General features: G+C 68.0%; 18 protein-coding genes. 13 read left to right on the forward strand and 5 right to left on the reverse strand.

Annotation, left to right across the window (positions count from 1 at the left end; all coding sequences use genetic code 11):
- The first annotated feature begins 364 nt into the window (after positions 1 to 364).
- Positions 365 to 2,242, forward strand: coding sequence for a dihydroxy-acid dehydratase (ilvD, locus tag ACFQWG_RS01935; RefSeq protein ID WP_380971609.1), 1,878 nt, complete (start codon positions 365 to 367; stop codon positions 2,240 to 2,242).
- A gap of 79 nt (positions 2,243 to 2,321) precedes the next feature.
- Here the strand turns inward: ilvD and ACFQWG_RS01940 are convergent, their stop codons facing one another.
- From ACFQWG_RS01940 to ACFQWG_RS01950, 3 genes are all read right to left on the reverse strand, one after another.
- On the reverse strand, positions 2,322 to 3,806 hold the full coding sequence (locus ACFQWG_RS01940; RefSeq protein WP_380971611.1) for a sugar porter family MFS transporter: 1,485 nt from the start codon (positions 3,804 to 3,806) through the stop codon (positions 2,322 to 2,324).
- A gap of 130 nt (positions 3,807 to 3,936) precedes the next feature.
- Positions 3,937 to 4,773: a TIM barrel protein gene (locus tag ACFQWG_RS01945; RefSeq protein WP_380971613.1), complete on the reverse strand. Its 837-nt coding sequence runs from the start codon at positions 4,771 to 4,773 to the stop codon at positions 3,937 to 3,939.
- Entirely contained in the window at positions 4,770 to 5,780 is a 1,011-nt protein-coding gene (locus ACFQWG_RS01950; RefSeq protein ID WP_380971615.1) for a Gfo/Idh/MocA family oxidoreductase, read from the reverse strand. Before ACFQWG_RS01950 ends, ACFQWG_RS01945 begins: the two co-directional genes overlap by 4 nt.
- Before the next feature lie 256 nt (positions 5,781 to 6,036).
- On the opposite strand from ACFQWG_RS01950, the gene ACFQWG_RS01955 reads away from it, so the two are divergent.
- The 10 genes from ACFQWG_RS01955 (at position 6,037) to ACFQWG_RS02000 (ending at position 19,367) form a co-directional block, all read left to right on the forward strand.
- Positions 6,037 to 7,074 carry a LacI family DNA-binding transcriptional regulator gene (locus tag ACFQWG_RS01955; protein ID WP_380971617.1) on the forward strand — a complete coding sequence of 346 codons (1,038 nt, stop codon included), beginning with the start codon at positions 6,037 to 6,039 and terminating at the stop codon, positions 7,072 to 7,074.
- A gap of 331 nt (positions 7,075 to 7,405) precedes the next feature.
- Positions 7,406 to 9,085 carry a citramalate synthase gene (gene cimA, locus ACFQWG_RS01960; protein ID WP_380971619.1) on the forward strand — a complete coding sequence of 560 codons (1,680 nt, stop codon included), beginning with the start codon at positions 7,406 to 7,408 and terminating at the stop codon, positions 9,083 to 9,085.
- 514 nt (positions 9,086 to 9,599) lie between these two features.
- A complete protein-coding gene (locus ACFQWG_RS01965; RefSeq protein ID WP_380971621.1) occupies positions 9,600 to 11,849 on the forward strand; it encodes an alpha-galactosidase in 2,250 nt (749 codons plus the stop codon).
- Between the two features lie 250 nt (positions 11,850 to 12,099).
- The gene (locus ACFQWG_RS01970; protein ID WP_380971623.1) at positions 12,100 to 12,357 is read left to right on the forward strand and encodes a hypothetical protein; all 258 of its coding nucleotides are present in this window, start codon (positions 12,100 to 12,102) and stop codon (positions 12,355 to 12,357) included.
- Positions 12,318 to 13,232, forward strand: coding sequence for an ABC transporter substrate-binding protein (locus ACFQWG_RS01975; protein WP_380971625.1), 915 nt, complete (start codon positions 12,318 to 12,320; stop codon positions 13,230 to 13,232). The genes ACFQWG_RS01970 and ACFQWG_RS01975 overlap by 40 nt, the downstream gene beginning before the upstream one ends.
- Positions 13,233 to 13,312: 80 nt before the next feature.
- Complete coding sequence (locus ACFQWG_RS01980) at positions 13,313 to 14,212, forward strand: carbohydrate ABC transporter permease (protein WP_380971627.1); 900 nt, start codon at positions 13,313 to 13,315, stop codon at positions 14,210 to 14,212.
- Positions 14,209 to 15,036 carry a carbohydrate ABC transporter permease gene (locus ACFQWG_RS01985; RefSeq protein ID WP_380971629.1) on the forward strand — a complete coding sequence of 276 codons (828 nt, stop codon included), beginning with the start codon at positions 14,209 to 14,211 and terminating at the stop codon, positions 15,034 to 15,036. The genes ACFQWG_RS01980 and ACFQWG_RS01985 overlap by 4 nt, the downstream gene beginning before the upstream one ends.
- 1 nt (position 15,037) lies before the next feature.
- Positions 15,038 to 17,137 (forward strand): glycoside hydrolase family 36 protein, encoded by a 2,100-nt coding sequence (locus ACFQWG_RS01990; RefSeq protein ID WP_380971631.1) that lies wholly within the window; start codon positions 15,038 to 15,040, stop codon positions 17,135 to 17,137.
- A 74-nt stretch (positions 17,138 to 17,211) separates the two neighbouring features.
- Positions 17,212 to 18,219, forward strand: coding sequence for a LacI family DNA-binding transcriptional regulator (locus ACFQWG_RS01995; RefSeq protein WP_380971633.1), 1,008 nt, complete (start codon positions 17,212 to 17,214; stop codon positions 18,217 to 18,219).
- A 98-nt stretch (positions 18,220 to 18,317) separates the two neighbouring features.
- Positions 18,318 to 19,367 (forward strand): lipoate--protein ligase family protein, encoded by a 1,050-nt coding sequence (locus tag ACFQWG_RS02000; protein WP_380971635.1) that lies wholly within the window; start codon positions 18,318 to 18,320, stop codon positions 19,365 to 19,367.
- 7 nt (positions 19,368 to 19,374) lie between these two features.
- On the opposite strand, the gene ACFQWG_RS02005 is transcribed toward ACFQWG_RS02000, so the two are convergent.
- Complete coding sequence (locus ACFQWG_RS02005) at positions 19,375 to 20,088, reverse strand: YggS family pyridoxal phosphate-dependent enzyme (protein ID WP_380971637.1); 714 nt, start codon at positions 20,086 to 20,088, stop codon at positions 19,375 to 19,377.
- A gap of 186 nt (positions 20,089 to 20,274) precedes the next feature.
- Here ACFQWG_RS02005 and ACFQWG_RS02010 point away from each other — a divergent pair, with 186 nt between their 5' ends.
- Together ACFQWG_RS02010 and ybaK are read left to right on the forward strand one after the other, a co-directional pair.
- Positions 20,275 to 20,664: a YccF domain-containing protein gene (locus ACFQWG_RS02010; RefSeq protein WP_380971639.1), complete on the forward strand. Its 390-nt coding sequence runs from the start codon at positions 20,275 to 20,277 to the stop codon at positions 20,662 to 20,664.
- A gap of 7 nt (positions 20,665 to 20,671) precedes the next feature.
- The gene (gene ybaK, locus ACFQWG_RS02015; RefSeq protein ID WP_291495334.1) at positions 20,672 to 21,172 is read left to right on the forward strand and encodes a Cys-tRNA(Pro) deacylase; all 501 of its coding nucleotides are present in this window, start codon (positions 20,672 to 20,674) and stop codon (positions 21,170 to 21,172) included.
- Positions 21,173 to 21,239: 67 nt separating this feature from the next.
- Here ybaK and ACFQWG_RS02020 read toward each other — a convergent pair whose 3' ends face one another.
- Entirely contained in the window at positions 21,240 to 22,274 is a 1,035-nt protein-coding gene (locus ACFQWG_RS02020) for a LacI family DNA-binding transcriptional regulator (protein ID WP_380971641.1), read from the reverse strand.
- Positions 22,275 to 22,504: the final 230 nt, after the last annotated feature.

A 22,504-nucleotide genomic window follows, 5' to 3' on the forward strand; every position in this document is an offset into this window, starting at 1 on the left:
ACACGTGTGATGCTGGAGAAGGAACTCCCGTCAGGGGGCGGACCACCGCACCATCCGGGCATCTCCTCTACCCCGCGTGCCGCACCGTCGCACCGCACGCAGGCCGGCATCGCTGCCGACAACACCACTGGATCCAATCAAACACCTCTCGCGAGGCGGCGCGCAAGACCGATGGCTATGAGGGCTATCCGTCCATCCAGGCAGGAACGCCCTCGTCGATGCCGTGGGCCCACGAGGGCGGCGGACCCGGACCTCGCGCCTACGTCCGCGGTGCGGTCCCGGACCGCGCAGGGAACGGCCTCCGCCTAGGCTGGGCCCACTTCGGGCGTGCGGGACCGCCCGGCGTGGAGGGAGAGGACCACCAATGAGTCGGCAGCTGCGTTCGGCGACCTCGACACAGGGGCGTCACATGGCCGGCGCGCGCGCTCTCTGGCGCGCGACCGGGATGGGGGACGACGATTTCGGGAAGCCGATCATCGCCGTCGTCAACTCCTTCACGGAGTTCGTCCCCGGTCACGTCCACCTGCGTGACATCGGCAAGCTGGTCGCCGACTCCATCGGGGCCGCCGGGGGAGTGGCCAAGGAGTTCAACACGATCGCCGTCGACGACGGCATCGCCATGGGCCACGGCGGCATGCTCTACTCGCTGCCATCCCGCGAGGTCATCGCCGACTCCGTGGAGTACATGGTCAACGCCCATTGCGCGGACGCCATGGTGTGCATCTCGAACTGCGACAAGATCACTCCCGGCATGCTCATCGCCGCGATGCGGCTCAACATCCCGGTCGTGTTCGTGTCCGGCGGCCCCATGGAGGCCGGCAAGAACATCCCCGCCGAGGACATCGTCGGCCCGTCCACGGCCGGCCGCGGCAACCTCATCACCGTGATGAACGCGACGGCCAACGACAACATCTCCGACGACGAGCTCACCCGCATGGAGCGGCTCGTGTGCCCGACCTGTGGGTCGTGCTCCGGCATGTTCACGGCGAACTCGATGAACTCCCTGACCGAGGCCCTGGGCCTGGCGCTGCCGGGCAACGGCTCGACGCTGGCCACACAGGTGGCCCGCAAGGGCCTGTTCGAGCAGGCCGGCCGGTTGATCGTCGACCTGTGCCGCCGCTACTACGACGACGAGGACGACTCCGTTCTGCCTCGTTCCATCGCCACGAAGGACGCCTTCTGGAACGCGATGACGATGGACATGGCGATGGGCGGGTCCTCCAACACCGTCCTCCACCTGCTGGCCGCCGCCCACGAGGGAGGCGTCGATTTCGACCTCGAGGACATCGCGGAGCTCGGGCGCACCGTGCCCTGCCTGGCGAAGGTCGCCCCGAACCACAACGACTACCACATGGAGGACGTCCACCGCGCCGGCGGCATCCCCGCCATCCTCGGCGAGCTGGACCGTGGCGGATTCCTGCGCCACACGGTCCACGCCGTGCACGCGCCCTCACTGGGGGAGTGGCTGGCGGATTGGGACGTCCGCGGGGGGCATGCCACGGCGGTGGCTGATCGGCTCTGGCACGCCGCGCCAGGCAATGTCCGGACGACGCGGGCCTTCTCCACCGACAACCAGTGGGCGAGCCTCGACCTCGACGCGGAGGCGGGCTGCATCCGCGATGTCAAGCACGCCTACACGAGGTCCGGCGGCCTCACTGTGCTCAGCGGGAACCTCGCCCCCGAGGGCGCGATCATCAAGGCCGCCGGCATCGATCCGGAACTCTTCCACTTCGAGGGGACGGCGCTGGTGTGCGAGTCCCAGGAGGAGGCCGTTGACCGGATCCTCGACAAGACCGTCCAGCCAGGCCACATCGTCGTCATCCGCTATGAGGGACCCTCCGGCGGCCCCGGCATGCAGGAGATGCTCTATCCGACGTCCTTCCTCAAGGGACGGGGACTCGGCAAGGCCTGCGCGCTCATCACGGACGGCCGTTTCTCGGGAGGCACCTCAGGGGTCTCCGTGGGCCACATCTCGCCCGAGGCGGCGGCCGGCGGGCTGATCGGCCTGGTCGAAGACGGCGACCGCATCATCATCGACGTCACCGAGGGGCGGCTGGAGTTGGACGTCCCCGAGGAGGAGATCGAACGCCGTCGCGCGGTCCAGGAGGCGCGCGAGCGCCCCTGGACCCCGGTGTCGCGCGAGCGCGTCGTCTCCCCGGCCCTTCAGCTCTACGCAGCGACTGCGCTGTCGGCCTCCAAGGGCGCCGCCCGCGACGTCTCGCGGGTGCTGGGCAGGCACTGAGGCCACCCTCGTCGCGTGGCGCGGCGCGGGAGGCGGGTCCTCACCCGTCTCCCGCGCCCGCCCAAGCGCAGGAGGGTCCTCAGGCCTTGGCGAAGTCCTCCTCGAGCTGTTCGAGCGAGCGGCCCTTCGTCTCCGGGATGAACCTCAGGTAGAAGAAGATCGTCGCCAGGTTGATCACCGCGAAGATGAAGAACACGCCGCCGCCCAGGGCGGACTCGAGGGGCGGGAACAGGCGCGCCACGAGGAAGTTGGCCATCCAGTTCGCGAAGACCGCCGCACCCATCGCCTTGCCTCGGATCCGCAGGGGGAAGATCTCGGCCAGCATCAGCCAGAAGATCACGGCGACGAAGCCCTGCATGAAGAACAGGAACAGCATCATGAAGGCGAGCACCAGGTAGGAGCGGACCGGGCCCTCGGCGAGGAAGGAGAACACCGCGCCCATGGCCGCGAGCGCGCAGGTCACGCCGATCTGGCCGATGAGCAGCATCGGCCGGCGACGGAAACGGGGCAGCAGCACGATCGATCCGAAGGCCACGGAGCAGACCGCGACGACCCCGTTCCCGATCGTCGCGACCAGGGAGGCGCTGGTCCCCAGGCCCGTGTCGATGAGGATCATCGGGGCGTAGTACATCACGGAGTTCACCCCGGTCATCTGGGACAGGAACGCCAGCCCGATCCCGATGAGGGTGATGCGGCGGATCCACGGCACCTTGAGATCGTCGAGGAACCGGGTGGTGGACTCCCGGCTGGTCCGCTCCACGTGCGCCTGGAGCTCCTCCAGCTCCCCCGTGACGTCGTCGCTCGGGCGGAGCTGCCACAAGACGTCGCGCGCCTCGCCGCGGCGGCCCTTGGCCACCAGCCAGCGCGGGGACTCCGTGAGGGTGAAGGACCCGATGAACAGGCCGAGCGCCGGCAGGGTGCACAGCACGAGCATGAACCGCCAGGCGTGTGGGTGTCCCGGGAAGACGTTGGCGATGATCGCGTTCGTCGTGTAGGCGAGCAGCTGGCCGGTGACGATCGTCAGCTCGTTGCGCGCCACCAGCGTGCCGCGCATCTCGGTGGGCGCGAGTTCGCCGATGAACACCGGGACCGTCGCCGAGGCGCCGCCCACGGCGAGGCCGAGGACGAAGCGGAAAGCCACCATCACGCCCGCGGTGGGCGCGAACGACGTGCCCAGCGCGCCGAGGATGAAGAGCGTGGAGAGGACGAGCAGCGTCCTCTTGCGCCCCGTTCGGTCCGCCATGTTCCCCGAGAGGAGTCCGCCGAAGGCGGCGCCCAGGACCAGCGAGGAGGTGACCGTGGCCACCTGGTCGGCGTCAAGGGCGAGCCCGCCCTGGTCCGTGGGCAGCTGGAGGAAGGGGATCGCTCCGGAGATGACGCCGGTGTCGAACCCGAAGGCCAGGGCGCCCAGGGTCGCGACGAAGACGACGCCGTGGATGCTCTTCTTCCTCATCCTCGTCCCGGTGGTGGAGACGTCGGGCGCTCGTCCGCGCTTGTCTCCGTCGGGCGCCGCCCTGGTTCCCGCGGTGGTCCCGGAGCTCTCAGGCTGCAGGTGTTCTGTCATGGGTGTGGTCCCTTCATGTCGGCACTGACAGGGTGGGGCTGCGCGGGTCGTCCCTGTGGGCGGCGCAGCCCGGAGGCGATGCGGGTCGCGCCGGGGGCGAAGGCCCCGGCGCCTCGGTCCCGCTCGCGGATCAGGCGAGGTCGGAGAACGTCGCGATGAAGGCGTCGAGGGCGTCTTCGGAGCTTTCCGAGGCGAAGGCCTCCATGGCCACGACGCCCGTGTAGCCCATCGCCTTCAGGGCCTTGGCGACGTTGCGGTAGTTGATCTCTCCGGTGCCCGGCTCGCATCGTCCCGGCGCGTCCGCGATCTGGATCTCCCCGATCCACGGCAGAGACTCCCGGCAGGTGTCGATGAGGCGTCCGTCGCCGATCTGGGCGTGGTACAGGTCCAGGTTCATCCTGATGTGCGGGGAGTTCACGGCTGCCACGAGGGCCCTGGTGTCGGACGGGTGGGAGAAGGGCGTTCCTGGATGATCCACCGGGAGATTGAGGTTCTCGAGGCTGAAGACGACATCGGCGTCGGCCGCGATCTCGGCCAGCTTCTCGATGGTGAGCGTCGCCCTCGCCCACATCTCGCCGGTGACGTGCTCGACAGGCTCGACGGGAAGGCCCTCGTCGCCGAGTCCCGTGCCGTGGAAGTTCAGCCGGGGGCAGTCGATGGTCTTCGCGGCCTCGACCGAGCGTTTCGCCGACTCCAGGAAGGCGGAGACCCCCTCGTCGTCGGTCAGGGTGCCCGACACGTAGCCCGTCATCGACCCGATGTCCGCGCCGGAGCGCGCCAGGGCCGGCAGGTCCTTGTCGGTCCAGCCCCACATCTCCACCTGGAGGCCGCGTTCGGCGATCCTCGCGACCCGGTCGACGAACGGCAGGTCCTGGTGGAGCATCTCCGCGCACGCGGCCAGCGTGAACGGCGTGTTCTCGACCCTCATCATCTCCATGTCCTCTCCTCCGATCTCTCCGGTGCTCACTTGACCTCGTCGATGCCGACCCGCCGGCCCTCGGCCGCCGAGACGATCGACGCCGCGGCGATCCACTGGGCGCGCAGTCCGTCCAGGGCGCCGGGCGCGTCGACCGTCTCTCCGTCCATGCGCCGGGCGAAGGCGGCGAACTCCGCGCGATACGCCTCGTGGTAGCGGGACTCGTCGGTTCCGCGGGTGTCGCCGTGCAGGCCCGCGGCGTCGTAGAGCCGGGCCGCCGTGTTCGTGGGATCCCCCATCCTCACCATCCCTACGGATCCGAAGACCTCTCCGCGCAGGTCATAGCCGTACATCGCGCAGAAGGAGGCCTCGGCGGTGGCGATGGCGCCGTTGTCGAAGCGGATGACGACGACCGCGGAGTCCTGGAATCCCCGGTCCCTGAAGTCCGGACGGACCAGCGCGTCGGCCACCGCGTAGACGTCGACCGGCTCCGAGCCCGCGTTGAGCCAGCAGATCGTGTCGAAGTCGTGGATCAGTGTCTCGTTGAAGACGGTGCCGGGGGCTGTGCGGGCCGGGTCGCCCTCGTAGGGGCCCGGGTCCCGTGTGATCGAGTGGATGCGCTGCACGGCGCCGATCGATCCGGCCTCCACCATCTCCTTGGCTCTGACCCAGGACTCGGCGAAGCGCCGGTTGAATCCCACCTGGAAGACGATGCCGGCGCGCTCGGCCGCCGTGGCGGCGCGCTTCGCGTCGGCCACGTCGATGCCCAGCGGCTTCTCGGTGAAGATCGACTTGCCCGCGCCGGCGAAGGCCTCGATGAGCTCCGGGTGGAGTCTGGCCGGAGCCGTGATGACGACGCCGTCGAGGGTGTCGTCGTCGACCAGCTGAGTGGGGTCGCGGACCGTGCGTTCCACGCCGATCTCGGCGGCGAGCCTCTCCAGTTGCGGGGCGGCGGGATCGGCCAGCACCGTCAGATCCACTCCGGGCACCTCGCGGGCGAGGGTCCGCGCGTGGTGCGTCCCGATCCTCCCTGTGCCGATGACTGCGATTCTCTTCATTCCCGACTCTCCTTGTCAGTCGCGGCGGCGCCGCGATCGGAGTCCCTTCGGGGCGCGTCGCTGCTCCACTCGGGACTAGAACGAACAATTAGTTCGTGCTAGTCATTGTAAGGACAAAGTGAGATGAGTGTCAACGGATTCGTCGCCGCGATCATCCGCGGCCGGCGCTCCACGCCCCCGGGACGACGGGGCCCGGCGTCTTGCTAGCCTGACGTCCAGGAACGCGAGGCGTCGCTGACGACAGGAGATGCGACTGATGCTGAATCGCCACACGACGTCTGAGCACGCCGCCGGGCGCCGTCCGACCATGCGCGACATCGCGAGGGAGGTCGGCGTCTCGCAGTCGCTTGTCTCGATCGTCTTCCGGGACGCGCCCGGAGCGAGCGATGAGACGCGTCAGAAGGTCCTCGAGACGGCCGACCGTCTCGGATACGTCCGCAATGAGAGCGCCCGTTCGTTGCGATCGACGCGATCGACGAGCATCGGCGTCGCCTTCCAGACCCGCCAGCCGTTCCACGGCGAGCTGCTGGACGGCCTCTACGCCGCCACCGCCGACCTGCCGAACCGCCTGGTGCTGTCCGCCGTCTCGGACTTCCGCGACGAGGCGGCGGCGATCCGAAGCCTCGTCTCCTACCGGTGCGGCGCCCTCGTCCTGCTCGGGCCCCGCCTCTCCGAGGACGAGATCCTGCGCCTCAGCAGCGGCATCCCGGTGGTCTCGGTGGCGCGGCGCTGCTCCTCGCCGAACGTCGACTGGGTCGTCTCAGATGACTTCCAGGGGATGAGCCTCGCCCTCGACCATCTCACGTCCCTGGGACACCGCCGCATCGTCTACCTCTCCGCGCCGATCTCACCCGGCGGGAGGGAACGCCAGCACGCCTTCGAGGACGCCGCCGAGTCGCACCGCCTCGACACCGAGGTCACCATCCGGACCAGCGGAATGACCGAGCAGGATGGCGCCGAGGCCGCCACGGCGCTGCTCGGCGAGGGCGCGCTGCCCTCTGCCGTCATCGCCTTCAACGACCGGTGCGCCCTTGGGCTCCTCGACGTGCTGGTACGACACGGCATCCGGGTGCCCGACGAGCTGTCCGTCATCGGTTTCGACGACTCGGAGATCGCCTCCCGCACGCCGATCTCGATGACGTCGGTGCGCCAGGATCCGACGAGCCTGGCGCAATTCGCCGTCGAACGCGCCCTCCAACGCCTCGCCGCCACCGGTCCGGCGAACACGCCTCGTGGCACGATACTGCCGACCTCCCTCACCGTGCGGTCGACCACCGGTCCGGCCCCCCGCTGAGGGAGGGGCCGACCGACTCGAGATGAGTGAGATCGGCACACGCCGTCGGCGAAGGCGCACACAGAGCCCACGCGCTTTGGGACCCCGGGGCTGGGGGAGAACGCAGATCCGCTCACGGCGGGTCTCCACGTCGACGCTCGCGTTGTGGATCTCCTCGTGCTCAGAGGATCAGGTGCACCACAACGGCACCCTGGGCGAACGCCACGTGTGGGTCGCTGTGACGGACCGACGTGACGCGGGATGAATGCGCCCGGCAGGCCAGCCGCGGATACGGGTGCCACGATCCGAGCGGCGGGCACAGGGCCGGGGGCGCGCTGCCACACTGTCCCGCATGGAACACGTCGTCCTCTACGACACCACCCTGCGCGACGGGGCCCAGCAGGAGGGGATCAGCCTGTCGGTGGCCGACAAGCTGGCCGCTCTGCGGATCCTCGACGATCTGGGCGTGGACGTCATCGAGGGGGGCTGGCCGGGCGCCATCCCCAAGGACACGGAGTTCTTCCGGGCCGCGGCCCGCCATCCGCTCGTCCACGCCCGCCTCGCCGCTTTCGGGGCGACCGTCCGGCCGGGAGCCGATCCGGCATTCGACCCGCAGGTGGCGGCTCTGCGCGACTCCGGAGCACCGATCATCACGCTGGTCGCCAAGTCCGACCCCCGCCATGTCGAGCGGGCCCTGCGCACGACGCGGGAGGAGAACCTGCGCATGGTCACCGACACCGTCGCGTGGCTGAGCGACCCGGCCAACGGCGGCGCCGAGGTCATGGTGGACCTCGAGCACTTCTTCGACGGACTGGCGGCCGACCCGGATTACGGCATCGACGTCATGCTCGCCGCCGCTCGTGCCGGGGCTGGCGCCGTCATCCCCTGCGACACGAACGGCGGGAACCTCCCCGGCGCCATCGCCCGATCCATCGCCCGCGCGCGCACCGCCCTGGACGAGGCCGGGTTCGCTCGCGTCACCATGGGCATCCACACGCATAACGACACGGGATGCGCTGTCGCCAACGCGCTCGCGGCCGTCGAGGCCGGCGCCCGGCATGTCCAGGGCACCATCAACGGATACGGGGAGCGGACCGGAAACGCCAACCTACTGACATGCCTGGCGAACCTGCAGGTCAAGATGGGATACGAGGTCGTTCCCGCGGGCTCCCTCGCCCACCTGGGCGAGGTGTCGCGTCGTATGTCCGAACTCACCAACATCGTGCCCTTTCCGCGCGAGCCCTACACCGGTGCGTCGGCGTTCGCCCACAAGGCGGGCCTGCACGCCTCGGCGATCCGGGTCGACCCCGGTCTCTACCAGCACATCGACCCGGAAACAGTGGGCAACGGGATGCGCATGCTCGTCTCGGAGATGGCGGGGCGGTCCTCCATCGAATTGAAGGCACGCGAGCTCGGCGTCGACCTGGCCGGACGTCCCGGTGTCGCCCAGGAGGTCGCGCGCGTCGTCAAGGAGCGCGAGGCGCAGGGCTACACCTATGACGCGGCAGATGCCTCCTTCGAGCTGCTGCTGCGCGACCAGTTGGGTCTGCTGCCGCGCTACGCGCGGGTCGAGTCGTGGAAGGTGACGTCCGGGGAGCAGGCGCTGCCCCGGGGCGGGGGAGACGCCGGCGGGGCGGACGCCCGTGCCGGGCGCGGCCAGGCCCGCACGGGAGTGCTCGCCGAGTCCGAGGCCACGGTCAAGATCCACACCGGTCACCGCCACATCCGCACCGCCGAGGGGAACGGCCCGGTCAACGCCCTCGACAACGCCCTGCGGGCGGCGCTCGCCCGGGATTACCCCGAGGCGTCGGCCACCCGGCTGACCGACTTCCGGGTGCGCATCCTCGACCCGCAGCACGCAGGGACCGACGCCACGATCCGAGTGCTGATCTCTCTGACGGACGGCACCCGCACCTGGTCGACGGTCGGGGTGGGGACGGACGTCATCGAGGCGTCCTGGGAGGCCCTCTTCGACGGGTACTGGTGGGGCCTGGCGGCCTCCGGCGTGCGGTCGCTCCTCATCGAGCTCTGAGGGCCTCCGCTGCCGCCGAGAAGTCCTCGTCCGGGCTCTGGGCCTCTTCGGACGTCCCTGGGTCCTGTCGGAGCGGACTCTGCTCCCTTGAGGCGGTGGACCGCCGGAGAGCGCCGGGCGCCGACGGAGCTGCTCCGTCCAGGGCATCGGCGGCGTCGTGGCCGTCGGGTTCGTCCGCCTGCCGCCGCCGGCCGCAGAGCCGTCCAGTCTGTCCTGCGCGGCATCGGACGCGCCCGTCTGTCACCGCAGCGATGACGGGCAGACTGTCGAGCCGGAGGGGCATCTCCAGTAATGGAACGCGCGTAGACTTTGCTGATGAGACTTGAAAATGGCTAGATGTAACGACTAGGTCTCAAAATCTAGAAAATGATGCTACGGGCGTAGAATGTGCTTTGATTGATCCAGCGACGAGACCGGCTCCCGACGACCGAGGTCGGCGGAGACCGCTGAGTCGCCCGACGTCCCGCTCGATGTGCCTGTCGTCGTCGATGACGACAGGCAAGAAGGAGATCCGATGACGGCTGTTGCCCCTGCGATCGTGCATATTCGGACGGCCCGGTTCTCCCTCGTCCTCGATTGCGCCTCCGGCAGGATCCCGCGACTCGTCCACTGGGGGGCCGCTCTCACCGGGGAGACGCCGGGTTCGCTGGCCGCCCTGGTCCGCGCCTCCCATGAGCCCTTGGACGGGAACGCGCCGGACCGGCCGTCGGCGACGGGTCTCATCCCCTTGGAGAGCGACGGGTGGAAGGGGCGCCCCGGTCTCGCCGGTCATCGTTCAGGCGGACGCTCGTGGGCCCCGCGTTTCGATCTGGTGGCGGTCGAGCACTCCGACGCCGGACGCTGCGACTCGGGCGTCCTCGAGATCGACGGCGGGTCCGTCGAGTTCCTGCTCCGCGACGGCGAGGCCGATCTCGGCCTGAGCATCCGCGTCGAGATCCCGTGCGACGGAATGGCCCGGTTCTCGGCAAGGCTGACGAACACCAGCGCGGCCGAGGACTATGAACTCGAGGAACTCGGCATCGTGCTGCCGATCCCCCTCGAGGCAGACGAGGTCCTCGACATGAGCGGCCGCTGGGGCAAGGAGCGCCATCCGCGCCGCCATCGCGTGACAATGGGATGCGATCTCAGGGAGGGGAGACACGGCCGAACGGGATTCGACGCGCCGGACTTCACCATGGTCGGTCCCGCGGGGTTCGGTTTCCGCCGGGGTGAGATCTGGGGCTTCCACCTGGCCTTCTCGGGGAACCACCGCAGGTGGGTGGAGAAGCTCCCCTCGGGTGAGGAAGCCATCGGAGGCTCCGAACTGCTTCTGCCGGGAGAGATGCTCCTGGCCCCCGGTGCGAGTTACACGACGCCCTTCGCATACGCGCTCTACGCTGACGGCCTGGACGACGCGGCGGCTGTCGTGCACAGGTGGATGCGAGCTCGGCCCTCGCATCCGAGGACTCCACGGCCGGTCGTCCTCAACGTCTGGGAGGCGGTCTATTTCAAGCACGAGCTGCCTGAACTCCTCCGTCTGGCCGACCTCGCGGCGGAGATCGGCGTCGAGCGCTATGTGCTCGATGACGGTTGGTTCGAGGGCCGACGCGACGACCGGGCCGGTCTCGGCGACTGGAGGCCCGACCATCTCGTCTGGCCCCACGGCCTCAGACCGCTGTCCGATCACGTCCACGACCTGGGGATGCAGTTCGGTCTCTGGTTCGAGCCGGAGATGGTCAGCGAGGACTCCGACCTCGCCCGGAGCCATCCCGAGTGGATCATGGGGTCCCGCACGCCCTCGAAAGAGGACCTCCCGCTCACCTGGCGGCATCAGCAGGTCCTCAACATCGCCATTCCCGAGGCGTTCGAGTGGATCCGTCGGAGCATCGTCGACGTCGTCCGCGACAACGGGGTCGACTACATCAAATGGGATCACAACCGCGATCTGATCGAGGCCGGGGACCTGACCAGAGGCGGACAGGCCGCGGTGTCCCGCCAGACCCGCTCCTATTACCGGCTGCTCGATGAGATCAGGGCCGAGTGCCCCTCCCTGGAGATCGAGTCCTGTTCCTCCGGCGGCGGTCGGATCGATCTCGAGTCGCTCATGCACACCGATCGCGTCTGGGTGTCGGACTGCATCGATCCTGTGGAGCGCCAGGAGATGATGAGGTGGCTGGCACAGATCGTGCCCCCGGAGCTGATGGGCACACACGTCGCCTCGCCCGTCTCCCATACCACCGGGCGCTGGTCTCCGATGAGCACGCGCGGGGCGACCGCCGTGTGGGGCCACATGGGCGTCGAATGGGACATCTCGGAGGCGGATCCGTCGGAGCTGGCGCAGCTCACGCAGTGGATCGGCTTCTACAAGCGGATGAGAGGTCTCCTGCACAATGGCACGCTGGTGCGCTGCGACACCCCCGACCCCACGCTCTGGCTCCAGGGGGTCGTGTCGGACTCGCGTGACCGGGGGCTCTTCGAGCTCGTGACCAGGTACCGGTCCGAGGTCTCGCCGCGAGGGCGGTTGCGGTTCGACGGTCTCGATCCGGACGTCCTCTATCGGATCCGGCCGGTGTTCGTCGGCGCCGCGCCATCGGGGCTGATCGCGCCGGACTGGTTCGGCGCGGCCAGACGCGAGGTCGACTCGACCGGAATGGCAGGGTTCGACGGCCTCCACGAGACTCCAGGGCTCGCCATGACCGGGCGAGCCCTGATGTCCGCGGGCGTCCACACCCCGCGGATGCACCCGGACCAGGTTCTGCTGATTTCCATCGAGAAGGAGGTCTAGAGGAGTTCGACGGGCCGCAGGCGCGCATAGGACCGACGGCCCGCCCGGTGGAAGGAACCACCACTGCTTCACCATGGACAATCTCAAGGACAAAGGAGTTCAGATCATGAGGAACAGAGTCACGATTGCACTGATAGGAGCGGCGACGGCGGCGTGTCTCGCGCTCGCCGGATGCTCGAATGGAGGAACCGAGTCGGGTGAGTCAGGCTCCGCCGGGGGCGGGGGAGGCTCACTCGAGGTGTACTTCAACATGACTTCGGGATCGCCGCTGAACGACGCGATGGACAAGATCGTCAAGGACTTCGAGCAGCAGACCGGCGCGACGGTCGACGTGGTCGTCGACCAGGCCGGCTATGAGGACGCCATCAAGGTGCGGCTGGCGTCGGGGGACATCCCCGATGTCTTCGCCACGCACGGGTGGTCGGTCATGCGCTACTCGGAGTTCCTCGAGCCCCTCAATGACAGGGAGTGGCCCAGTATGTCAACAAGGGCCTGGACGCCTCGATGAGGGACGCCGAGGGCAACATCTACGCTGTGCCGCTCCAGTACACGGTCGCGGGGATCGGGGTGAACTTCGACGTCCTCAAGGAAGCCGGGGTCGACCCGGACGGCATCAAGACGTGGGACGACTTCAACGCTGCCGGCGAGAAGATCAAGGCGGCGGGCAAGACCGTCATCGCGAACTCCGGCAAGGACGGGCTGGCGGGCAATCTCATCAACTTCATGGCCTCCGGCGCGTTCAGCGACGACGAACTCCAGGGGTTCCTGGACGGCACGTTCCAATCGGACACATATAGCAAACTGCTGGACATGATCGCCCAGTGGAGCGCCGACGGATGGTTCAACGCCGACTACGTGTCCGCCTCGACCGACGACGTCGCCCGCTCCATCGCGGAGGGGCAGTCGGCCTTCATCTTCGAGCAGCCCGACACCCTCAACACGGCGCTCACATACAACGCCGACGCGAACCTCGGGTTCATCCCGTATCCGAACACGCAGGGAGAGCCCTACCTGGTCGGAGGCGAGGGGATCCAGGCGTACGGAGTCTCGAAGACCTCCGAGAACAAGGACCTCGCCCTCCAGTTCGTCGACTTCCTGGCCGAGCCTGACAACGCGGCGGCCGTGGCGGCCGCCGCCGGTTCCTACTCCGGTCTGACCGACGTCACGACGGATCTGGGAGTGCTGGGAGACTCCTACACCAAGTGGATGGAGGACAACTCCACGCCGACGCTGCCGTTCTTCGACCGTGCCTATCTCCCCAGCGGGATGTTCGACACGATGAAGGCCACGACGGACGGGGTGATCTCCGGCCAGACGGACACGGCAAGCGCGCTGGCCCAGATGGAATCCCAGTTCACGAGCCTGTACGGGCAGTCCAACTGAGCACGTCGGAGATCGGGCGGCGCGCGCCCGGGCCATGCGCCTGAAACGGGCGCGCGCCGCCATCATCCAGGGGAGTTGAAATGAACGAAGGGCGTGGCAACCGGCGTCACCTTCTCAGAGGTTCCTCGATCAACCTCTACTACCTGCCGGCGCTCATCCTGTTCGCGGTGTTCATCGTCTATCCGGTGATCCGCGGGGTGGCACTGTCGGGGACCAACTGGAACGGGTTCTCACACAACAGCAACTCGGTGGGACTCGCGAACTACAAGGCGCTCCTCACGGACGCGAACTTCGTCGATGCGCTGAGGAACACCTTCATCTACGGCGTGGGCTCGACCCTGATCCAGCAGGTCTTGGGGCTGGCACTGGCGATCGGGTTGGACAGGGCCTTCAAGGGCAGGGCCTTCCTCCGCTCCGTCATCTACCTGCCCGTCCTCGTCTCCCCGGTGGTCATGGGCACCATGTACTACCTGATCTTCCGTTACCAGGGCGGCGCCGCGAACGACGTCGTCGGCCTGTGGGGAGACGGACCGGTCGCGTGGCTGAGCAACGAGTGGGTGGCGATCGCCGTCATCGTGTTCGTCAACAGCCTCCAGTTCGTGGGCATCTCCATGCTGATCTACCTGTCGGGGCTCCAGTCGGTGCCGCAGGAGCTCTATGAGGCATCGAGCCTGGACGGCGCCGGCCCGTGGCGCCAGTTCCGGTCGGTGACGGTCCCCATGCTGATTCCCGCGTTCACCTCGTCGGTGACGATCAACCTGATCGGCGGGTTGAAGCTCTTCGACATCATCTCGGTGCTGACGGGCGGGGGTCCGGGGTACTCGACGAACTCAATCTCGACGTTGATCGGCCGGACATACTTCGGTTCCCAGCAGGCCGGCTATGCGGCCGCGATGGGCACGACTCTGTTCGCGATCATCGCGGTGATGACGGTCATCACGAATCTGGCCTTCGACAAGGCGAGGGAGAGAGTTCAATGAAGGACACCGGAAAGAGCCGCGCGCTGTGGGTCGTCTTCCTGGCCGTGGTCGCCATCTGCCAACTGCTTCCGTTCTATTTCGCGTTGACGACGTCGTTCAAACGGCAGAACGATCTCAGCTCCGTCTTCCTGTTCCCGTTCTCGGAACTGACCTGGGACAACTTCAGCAAAGCCATCACGGACGGCTCCATCCTCCTGGCGATCCGGAACTCCCTGATCGTGACCGTGGTGTCGACTGTCATCGTGATGATGGTGGCCGCCATGGCCTCCTACCCGCTGGCCCGGCGCGCCACCCGCGTCAACAAGGTCGTCGAGTTCCTCATCCTGGCCGTCATGATGGTGCCGCCGCTGAGCATCCTGGTCCCCCTGTACACGCAGCTGTCCAAGATGGGCCTGCTGAACACATGGTACGGACTGTCGATCGTGATGATCTGCATCCAGCTCCCGCAGGCGATCTTCCTGTACACGAACTTCCTCAGGGCGATCCCGATCAGCATGGAGGAGGCGGCCACCGTCGATGGCGCGAGCCGCTGGCAGACGTTCACGCGAGTGGTGCTTCCCATGATGCAGCCCGTGACGATCTCAGTGGTCATCCTGTGCGCGACCAATGTCTGGAACGAGTTCGCCCTGTCCAGCTACATCATGAACCGCGCGGAGACGAGAACGATCGCGCCTGCCATCGCCTCGTTCTTCGGCACGCAGGGCTCCGATGTGAATGCGGCCGTGGCGGGGTCTCTGATGTCCCTGCTGCCGATCCTGGTCGCCTATTTGTTCTTGCAGAAATACTTCATGAAGGGAATGCTGGCCGGTGCCGACAAGGGATGAGATGAGACTCGAGGAGTACACCGTCGGAGGCGTGGACCTGAGGCTCCGCGTCGGGACGCGGGCCCCGGTGAGCCTGGCCGCCGCCCGGCCTCAATCGGGGGAGTGGATCGACCTGGGAGGTGAACAGCCACTGGTCGAGATCATCGACCTCGCCCACGGCCGTGCCCGCAACAACACGAGGTTCACGCACTCCGGTTTGGGGCAGCGGCTGCGGATCGTCGGCGATCCCGTCCTGTCCGACGGCGAACAGGGGCAGACCCTGACGGTGACCCAGCGGGCTGATGACGTCGGACTGACGGTGAGGACGATGCTCTCCGGCTCGGAGGGGATCGGGGCCGTGGAGGTCCGCTCCGAGCTGGAGAACCGGGGCGACCGCGAGCTGCTGATCACGGCGGCTTCGAGCGCTGCGTTCGGTTTCGGGTCCGGTCCGGGAGGAGACCCCGGACAGGTGCGCTCGATCGAGGGGTACTCCGAGCAGCTGGGCGAGAACCGATGGCTCAGGCGGCCGGTCCGCCGCTCCAGCGGCGTGGTGGACTTCCACAGCTCGGAGAACGAGGGCCAGCCTGGGAGGGGCGCCATCCGCGCGGTCGGCCGGTCCACCTGGAGCACGTCCTCGAAGCTCCCCGTGGGGGGACTCGTCGACGAGAGCACCGGGGCGTGCGTCATGTGGCAGGTGGAGTCCAACACCGGATGGCACTGGGAGATCGCCGATGACACGGACGGCTCCACGATGCTGTCCGTGGTCCTCCTCGGGCCGACGGACCTCGAGAACTGCGCATTGATCACGCTCTCCCCCGGAGAGGTCTCGCGGACCAAGGACGCGGGAATCGCCTTCGGCTCGTCGGGTTTCGACGACGCCATGCGGGAGCTGACGGCCCATCGTCGGTGGCTCCGACGGTCGACACTTCCGCACTGGGACCGTGAGTCGCTCATATACAACGATTACATGAACACTCTCAACGGCGATCCCTCGACCGAACGCCTGCTTCCCCTCATCGATGCCGCGGCGTCGATCGGCGCTGAGATCTTCTGCATCGACTGCGGCTGGTATGACGACACGTTCACCGACTGGTGGGCGACGGTCGGGGAGTGGCGGCCGTCAACGGCCCGGTTCCCGGGCGGGATCGACGAGGTGCTCGCCAGGATCCGCGAGCGTGGGATGGCTGCGGGTCTGTGGCTCGAACCGGAAGCGGTCGGCGTGCGTTCGGCGACCGCCAAGACGCTTCCCGAGGACCACTTCATGCGCCGTGGCGGGGTCCGGATCTGCGAGCACGAACGGTACTTCCTCGACTTCCGCAACCCCGCGGTGCGCAGCCGGATGTCGGAGGTCTTCGATGGCCTGATCGAGGACCACGGTGTCCGTTACTTCAAGCTGGACTACAACACGACGCCCGGGGTGGGGTATGAGGCCGACGGCCTCAGCCTGGGGCAGGCCCTGCGGGAGAGCGGCGAGGGCTATCTCGCCTTCGTCGACGGCCTCCGCCGCCGTCATCCCGACGTGACCTTCGAATGCTGCTCGTCCGGCGCGATGAGGGCGGATCCGGAGACCCTGCGCCATTTCGACCTCCAGTCGACCTCCGACCAGCAGGATTTCAAGGCCTATCCGACCATCGCCGTCGGCGCGCCGATGAGCATGGTCCCCGAGCAGGCCGGCAACTGGGCCTACATCCAGCCCTGGATGACGGATGAGCAGATGCTCTTCACGTTGGTCACGGGCGCGTCCGGGCGGATGTACCTCTCCGGTTTCGTCGACCGGTTCGATGACCGCCAGCTCGAGGTCGCGCGGAGGGCTGTCGACGCGTACAAGGGGACCCGGGCGGGTCTGGCCGATTCGTGGCCGAGGTGGCCCCTCGGCTTCCCGGAGTGGGACGATGCGACTGTCGTGTTCAGCCGGGTGTGCTCCGAGTGTGAGTACGTCTACATCTGGAGACGGGCGGATGATGGCGACGCGACAATTGAGATACCGTTGGCAATGGCGCGTCGCGAAGTGTCAACGGTCATCGGTGGCGAAGGCTGGCATTTCGAGCTGGACGGTTCGACCCTCACGGTGAGATCTCCTTCAGCTGAGACTCCCACCGCCGTCGAGGTCAGGATCTGCTGAAGGATCGGCCTTGGGCAGGTCTGATGTGGGTCGAGCCGGTTCCGCCAGCCACACCGGAGATGAGCCTGGGAGTCATGGAACGCAACGGAAAGGGCCGGGGCAGGGTCACCCGCGACGAGGTCGCGCGCTTGGCAGGCGTCAGCACGGCTGTCGTCAGCTACGTCGTGAACAACGGCCCGCGTCCGGTCTCGGAGGCTGCGCGGCGCAGAGTCGAGAACGCCATTGAGATCCTCGGCTACCGGCCGAGCGCGAGCGCCCGGGCGCTCGCCCTGGGGACGGCGGACACGTTCGGGCTCATCGTCCCCGAGATCACGAACACGTTCCATGCCCAGGTCGTCGAGGCGGTCGAGGGGGAGGCTCTGGGCAAAGGGAAGTCGGTGATCCTGGCGAACTCGCATACGGACCCCGCCCTCGAGCGGAGACTGCTCGAGGAGATGGCGGACCGGGGCGTCGGCGGCGTCATGCTGATCACGACCTCGACGTCCGACGACGAGCTCGTCGTCCAGAACCTCGGCGTGCCCCTCGTCCTCATCGACCGTCAGCGTCCGCTTCCGGGCTTCGCGACCATCGGCCCCGACTATCGCGCCGGGGGCAGGCTCGCGACGCAGCATCTCCTGGACCATGGATACACGGACATCTTGCCGATTCACGGCGTGGCCGCAGAGTCGCATCCGAATGACCGGCTCTCCGGGTACAACGACGCGATGCTCGCAGCCGGTCTGGTCCCGCGCGCGCCTTTGGTCGTGAGCTGGACCAGGGAAGGGGGATACGAGGCGGGAAGGCGGATCGTCCGCGAGGGGACGATGCCTCGGGCGGTGTTCAGCCTGGGCGACATGATCTCCATCGGTCTGCTCGCCGCGTTCTACGAGGCGAGAATCAGAGTCCCTGAGGACGTGGCCGTCGTCTCCTTCGACTCGACGATGGACGCGACCTACAGCTGTCCTCCGCTCACGGCCGTGCGCCAGCCGGTCGAACAGACGGCGAGCCGCGCGATCGCGCGGCTCACCGCGTCGGGGCCGGTAGAGCCCGGCCACGAGCTCCTGCCGGTTTCGCTCGACGTCAGGTCGAGTTGCGGCTGCTGACAGAGGGGGCCTGAGCGTCCTCGTCGACGTGATCCGTCCCACGTGCGCCGCGCGTCCCCCACCTGCCGCGTCGTGCGGGCGCGCGCGACAATGAGCTCATGCATGGAGAGTACAAAGTCCCTGGGGGCAAGCTGATCGTCGTCGACGTCGAGGAGCGCGACGGAGCGCTGAGCGATCTGCGGATCGCGGGCGACTTCTTCCTGGAGCCCGACGAGGCCCTTGACCGTATGCGGGCGGCCGTCGACGGGGCGCCGGCCGACATCACGGCGGCGGAGGTGGCCGAGCGCGTCCGCAGCGCGCTCCTGCCCACCGACACGTTGTTCGGTCTCACGCCCGACGGCGTCGGCATCGCGGTGCGCAGGGCGCTTGGACGGGCGCTGAGCTGGGACGACATCGACTTCGATGTCATCCATGGTCCCGTCGTCGATCCGATGATGAACGTCGCGATGGACGAGACCCTGGTGGAGGAGGTCGCAGCCGGGCGGCGCAAGCCCTTCATGCGATTGTGGGAGTGGAACGGCCCGCAGGTGGTCATCGGGTCCTTCCAGTCCTATGACAATGAGATCAACCAGGAGGGCGTGGACCGCTATGGCATCACCGTGTCGCGCCGCGTCACCGGCGGCGGCGCCATGTTCATGGAGCCCGGCAACTGCGTGACCTACTCGCTGGTGGTGCCCACCGCGCTCGTCGACGGGCTGAGCTTCGAGCAGTCCTATCCCTTCCTCGACCAGTGGGTGCTGGAGGCCCTGGAGAAGGTCGGCGTCAGGGCCCGTTACGTGCCGCTCAACGACATCGCCTCCGAGGTGGGCAAGATCGGCGGGGCCGCGCAGAAGCGCTGGGCCAACGGCTACATGGTCCATCACGTCACGATGGCATACGACATCGATGCGGCGAAGATGATGGAGGTCCTGCGCATCGGCAAGGAGAAGGTGCGCGACAAGGGCACCCGCTCCGCCGTCAGGCGCGTCGACCCGATGCGTTCACAGACCGGCCTGGAGCGCGAGGCGATCCTCGACGTCTTCTACGACCACTTCAAGCAGAAGCACGGAGCCACGGACGGGCAGATCGCGGAGCGCGACCTCGATGTCGCCCGCGAGCGGTGCGAGACGAAGTTCGCCACGTCCGAATGGGTCCACCGCCTGCCCTGACCGGCCGTCACCCGATGGCCGGCCTCGGTCCGAAGATGGCGGTGCCGACGCGGACGACGGTGGCGCCCTCGGCGATCGCCCACTCCAGGTCCTGGGACATGCCCATGGACAGCTGGAGGTCGGACTCGGCGACGGCCAGGCGCTCGGCCGCGTCGTCGCGCAGCTCGCGAAGGCGCATATAGGAGCGGCGTACGGCGGCCTCGTCATCGGAGCGCAGGCCCACCGTCATGAAGCCCTCCAGGCGGAGACTGGGGCTGAGTTCGACGGCCTCGACCAACGATGGCACGTCCTCCGGTGAGCATCCGTGCTTGGAGGCCTCCCCGGAGGTGTTGACCTGGAGAAAGACCTGCAGTTTCATGCAGTTGCGGCTCGCGCGGATGTCCAGTTCCTCGACCAGCTCCCGACTGGCGACCGTCTCGACGAGGTCCACGCAGTTCAGGGCGTGATTGATCTTGTTCTTCTGGAGCGGGCCGATGAGATGGATGCTGGCGGCGGGCACCTCTCGGATCGCGGGCGCGGTGGACAGGGCCTCCTGGACGCGGTTGTGTCCGAGGACCACCGGCAGCCCGCGCTCGGCAAGGGCGCGCGCTGCCTCGCGGCAGGTCTCTGGCGTGCGGGTCTTGGCGGCGAGCTCAAGCGTGACGTCGTCCGCGTGCCCGTAACGGGAGCGGGCGGCGTCGATGCGCTCCCGGACACGGTCGATCCCCTCAGCAACGGTCACCCGGCGATCGTACGCGGATGCGGGGCGGATCCGCATCTCGCCGGTCGCCATCTCGGAATGGTTGTCACTACAGTTCACTGGAGCGACGACCAACGGCGTGGGACAATGGCGTCGCTTGCGCCGGTCGCCTCCCGGTGGCGCCGGGCGCAAGCGCGATCCGGCGCACGACTCGTCAGGAGGACCGTGATGCGCACGCTGCTCAACATCATCTGGTTCGTGCTGGCCGGCTGGGAGCTCTTCCTTGCCTATCTCCTCTTTGGCGCTCTGGCCTGCGTGTTCATCGTCACCATTCCCGCGGGCGTCGCCTGTTTCAGGATCGCCGGGTATGTGGTCTGGCCCTTCGGCCGGATCGTCGCGGACAAGCCGGGAGCGGGCGCTGGGTCGGCTCTGATGAACATCGTGTGGTTCGTCGTGGCCGGCGTGTGGCTCGCTGCCGGGCATATCCTCACGGCCGCCGCTCAGGCGGTCACCATCGTGGGCATCCCGGTGGCGATCGCCAACATCAAGCTCATCCCGGTCACCTGCTTCCCATTCGGCAAGCAGGTCGTCGCCTCGCCGGGCGCCCGTCTGTTCTGAGGGAGACATGTCCAAACACCACGGGGCGTCCGGCCCCACCCGCGCCGTCGAGGCGCTCGAAGCGGCGGGCGTGTCCTACACCATCGTCGAGTACCGCCACGATCCGCGGTCGCGGTCCTTCGGAGAGGAGTCGGCCGAGCGGATCGGAGGCGATCCGGGACGGATCTTCAAGACGCTCCTGGTGCGCTGCGACGGGGACGAGTACGTCGTGGCCGTCGTCCCCGTCGACCACCACCTCTCGATGAAGGCGATCGCCCGGGCCGTGGGGGGCAAATCGGCCGAGATGGCGGACCCGGCGGTGGCCCAGCGGCGCACCGGATACGTGGTCGGCGGCATCTCTCCGCTGGGTCAGACCACCCGGCACCGCACCTTCATCGACGAGTCCGCCCTGGACCACGAGACGATCCTGGTGTCAGGCGGGAAGAGGGGGATGTCCGTCGAGGTCTCGCCCGTCGACCTCGCCGAGGTGACGGGCGCCGACATCGCCGATCTGCGCGCGCTCGGCTGACCGCCCGGGTTCCGACGCGTACGAGGGCGCGTGCGCAACCCGGACGGCTGTGGCGACGGGACCCAGGTCAGATGGCCGGGGCACCGGGCGCCTCGGAGCATCCGCAGGAGCTCCGGACGACAAGGTCCATAGGGAAGAGAATCCGTTGCGGCGTTGCGGCGGGCGAGAGGAGGAGATCGATCGCGGTCCCGGCCATCTTCTCGAAGGGCTGGCGGGCTGTCGTCAGGGCGGGCCACGAGTAGGCGGACTCGGCTGTCCCGTCGAGGCTGGCGACAGCGACGTCCTCGGGAATGCGCAGACCGGCCTCGTGGACAGCCCGCAGTACCCCGACGCCGATGAGGTCGGATGCCGCGAAGATGGCTGTCGGCGGGTTCGGGCGAGCGAGGAGGTCGCGCGCCCCCCGGTATCCGCCGTCACGATCCCACGACGTGATCGCCGGGCGTGGCACAGGCAGCCCTCGCGAGGACAGCGAGGTCTTCCAGGCCTCGAGTCTGAAGTCTGACTGGGGGCTGGGGAACGGACCGCCGACGAAACCGATGAGACGGTGCCCATGATCGGCGAGATGCTCGGTGGCCATCCGGGCTCCTGCCCCGAGATCTGATCCGACGATCGGAAGGTCGGACACGGGAGTCGCACGGTCGAGGAGCACGCGGGGGATGCGGGCGTCTCCCGAATGGTAGAGGCGCTGGTCCTCGAGGCGGCAGTTGAATGCGATACCGTCCACGCCCCGGCTGATCAGCGACGGGATGATCCCCGCCTCCAGAGAGGCATTCTCATGGGTGATACCGAGAAGGATGGAGGCTCCTCTGGAGTTCGCCGCGGAGTCGACAGCGTCGACGAACTCGGCGAAATAACTGTTCAGTATCTCGGGTACCACCACTCCGATCAGTCCGGTGCTGCCCGTCTTGAGCGCCCTCGCCGAGGGGTTCGGGTGGTAGTCGAGTTCGCGAATCGCTCGGAGGACCCGCTCTCTGGTTCTCGGCGCGACTTTGCGAGGCCCGTCGTTGACGACGTAGCTGACAACCGCGGTGGAGACGCCCGCGAGGCGGGCGACGTCGATCCGCGTGACGTGATGGTCCGATTTGGTCGTCGGCTGCGGCACGCAATCTCCTTTGCCGTGCGTTCGTGAGCCGTCGACAGCGATGCGAGCCGATACCCCTGCGGGGCTCGATCGACGGTGCCAGGCTCATCGAGCTCTCTCCCTGACTCTAGCTGCGGACGCGTTGACGGGTGGAATCGGGAGCCTGGAGTCCCTGGTCCGGGCGGAGGGGAGTCTGCCGGAGTCTACTGGAGTAGACTAGTGGAGGAAGAGGACGGGCGATGGACGGTGCA

The organism is Schaalia naturae (assembly GCF_042665795.1).
In the GTDB taxonomy this organism is placed as follows: Bacteria; Actinomycetota; Actinomycetes; order Actinomycetales; family Actinomycetaceae; genus Pauljensenia; species Pauljensenia naturae.

Coding starts and splice junctions, on each gene's coding strand:
- ilvD (WP_380971609.1), top strand. CDS start 365: ATGAGTCGGCAGCTGCGTTCGGCGACCTCGACACAGGGGCGTCACATG.
- ACFQWG_RS01940 (WP_380971611.1), bottom strand. CDS start 3,806: ATGACAGAACACCTGCAGCCTGAGAGCTCCGGGACCACCGCGGGAACC.
- ACFQWG_RS01950 (WP_380971615.1), bottom strand. CDS start 5,780: ATGAAGAGAATCGCAGTCATCGGCACAGGGAGGATCGGGACGCACCAC.
- ACFQWG_RS01955 (WP_380971617.1), top strand. CDS start 6,037: ATGCTGAATCGCCACACGACGTCTGAGCACGCCGCCGGGCGCCGTCCG.
- cimA (WP_380971619.1), top strand. CDS start 7,406: ATGGAACACGTCGTCCTCTACGACACCACCCTGCGCGACGGGGCCCAG.
- ACFQWG_RS01965 (WP_380971621.1), top strand. CDS start 9,600: ATGACGGCTGTTGCCCCTGCGATCGTGCATATTCGGACGGCCCGGTTC.
- ACFQWG_RS01970 (WP_380971623.1), top strand. CDS start 12,100: ATGACTTCGGGATCGCCGCTGAACGACGCGATGGACAAGATCGTCAAG.
- ACFQWG_RS01980 (WP_380971627.1), top strand. CDS start 13,313: ATGAACGAAGGGCGTGGCAACCGGCGTCACCTTCTCAGAGGTTCCTCG.
- ACFQWG_RS01985 (WP_380971629.1), top strand. CDS start 14,209: ATGAAGGACACCGGAAAGAGCCGCGCGCTGTGGGTCGTCTTCCTGGCC.
- ACFQWG_RS01990 (WP_380971631.1), top strand. CDS start 15,038: ATGAGACTCGAGGAGTACACCGTCGGAGGCGTGGACCTGAGGCTCCGC.
- ACFQWG_RS01995 (WP_380971633.1), top strand. CDS start 17,212: ATGGAACGCAACGGAAAGGGCCGGGGCAGGGTCACCCGCGACGAGGTC.
- ACFQWG_RS02000 (WP_380971635.1), top strand. CDS start 18,318: ATGCATGGAGAGTACAAAGTCCCTGGGGGCAAGCTGATCGTCGTCGAC.
- ACFQWG_RS02010 (WP_380971639.1), top strand. CDS start 20,275: ATGCGCACGCTGCTCAACATCATCTGGTTCGTGCTGGCCGGCTGGGAG.
- ybaK (WP_291495334.1), top strand. CDS start 20,672: ATGTCCAAACACCACGGGGCGTCCGGCCCCACCCGCGCCGTCGAGGCG.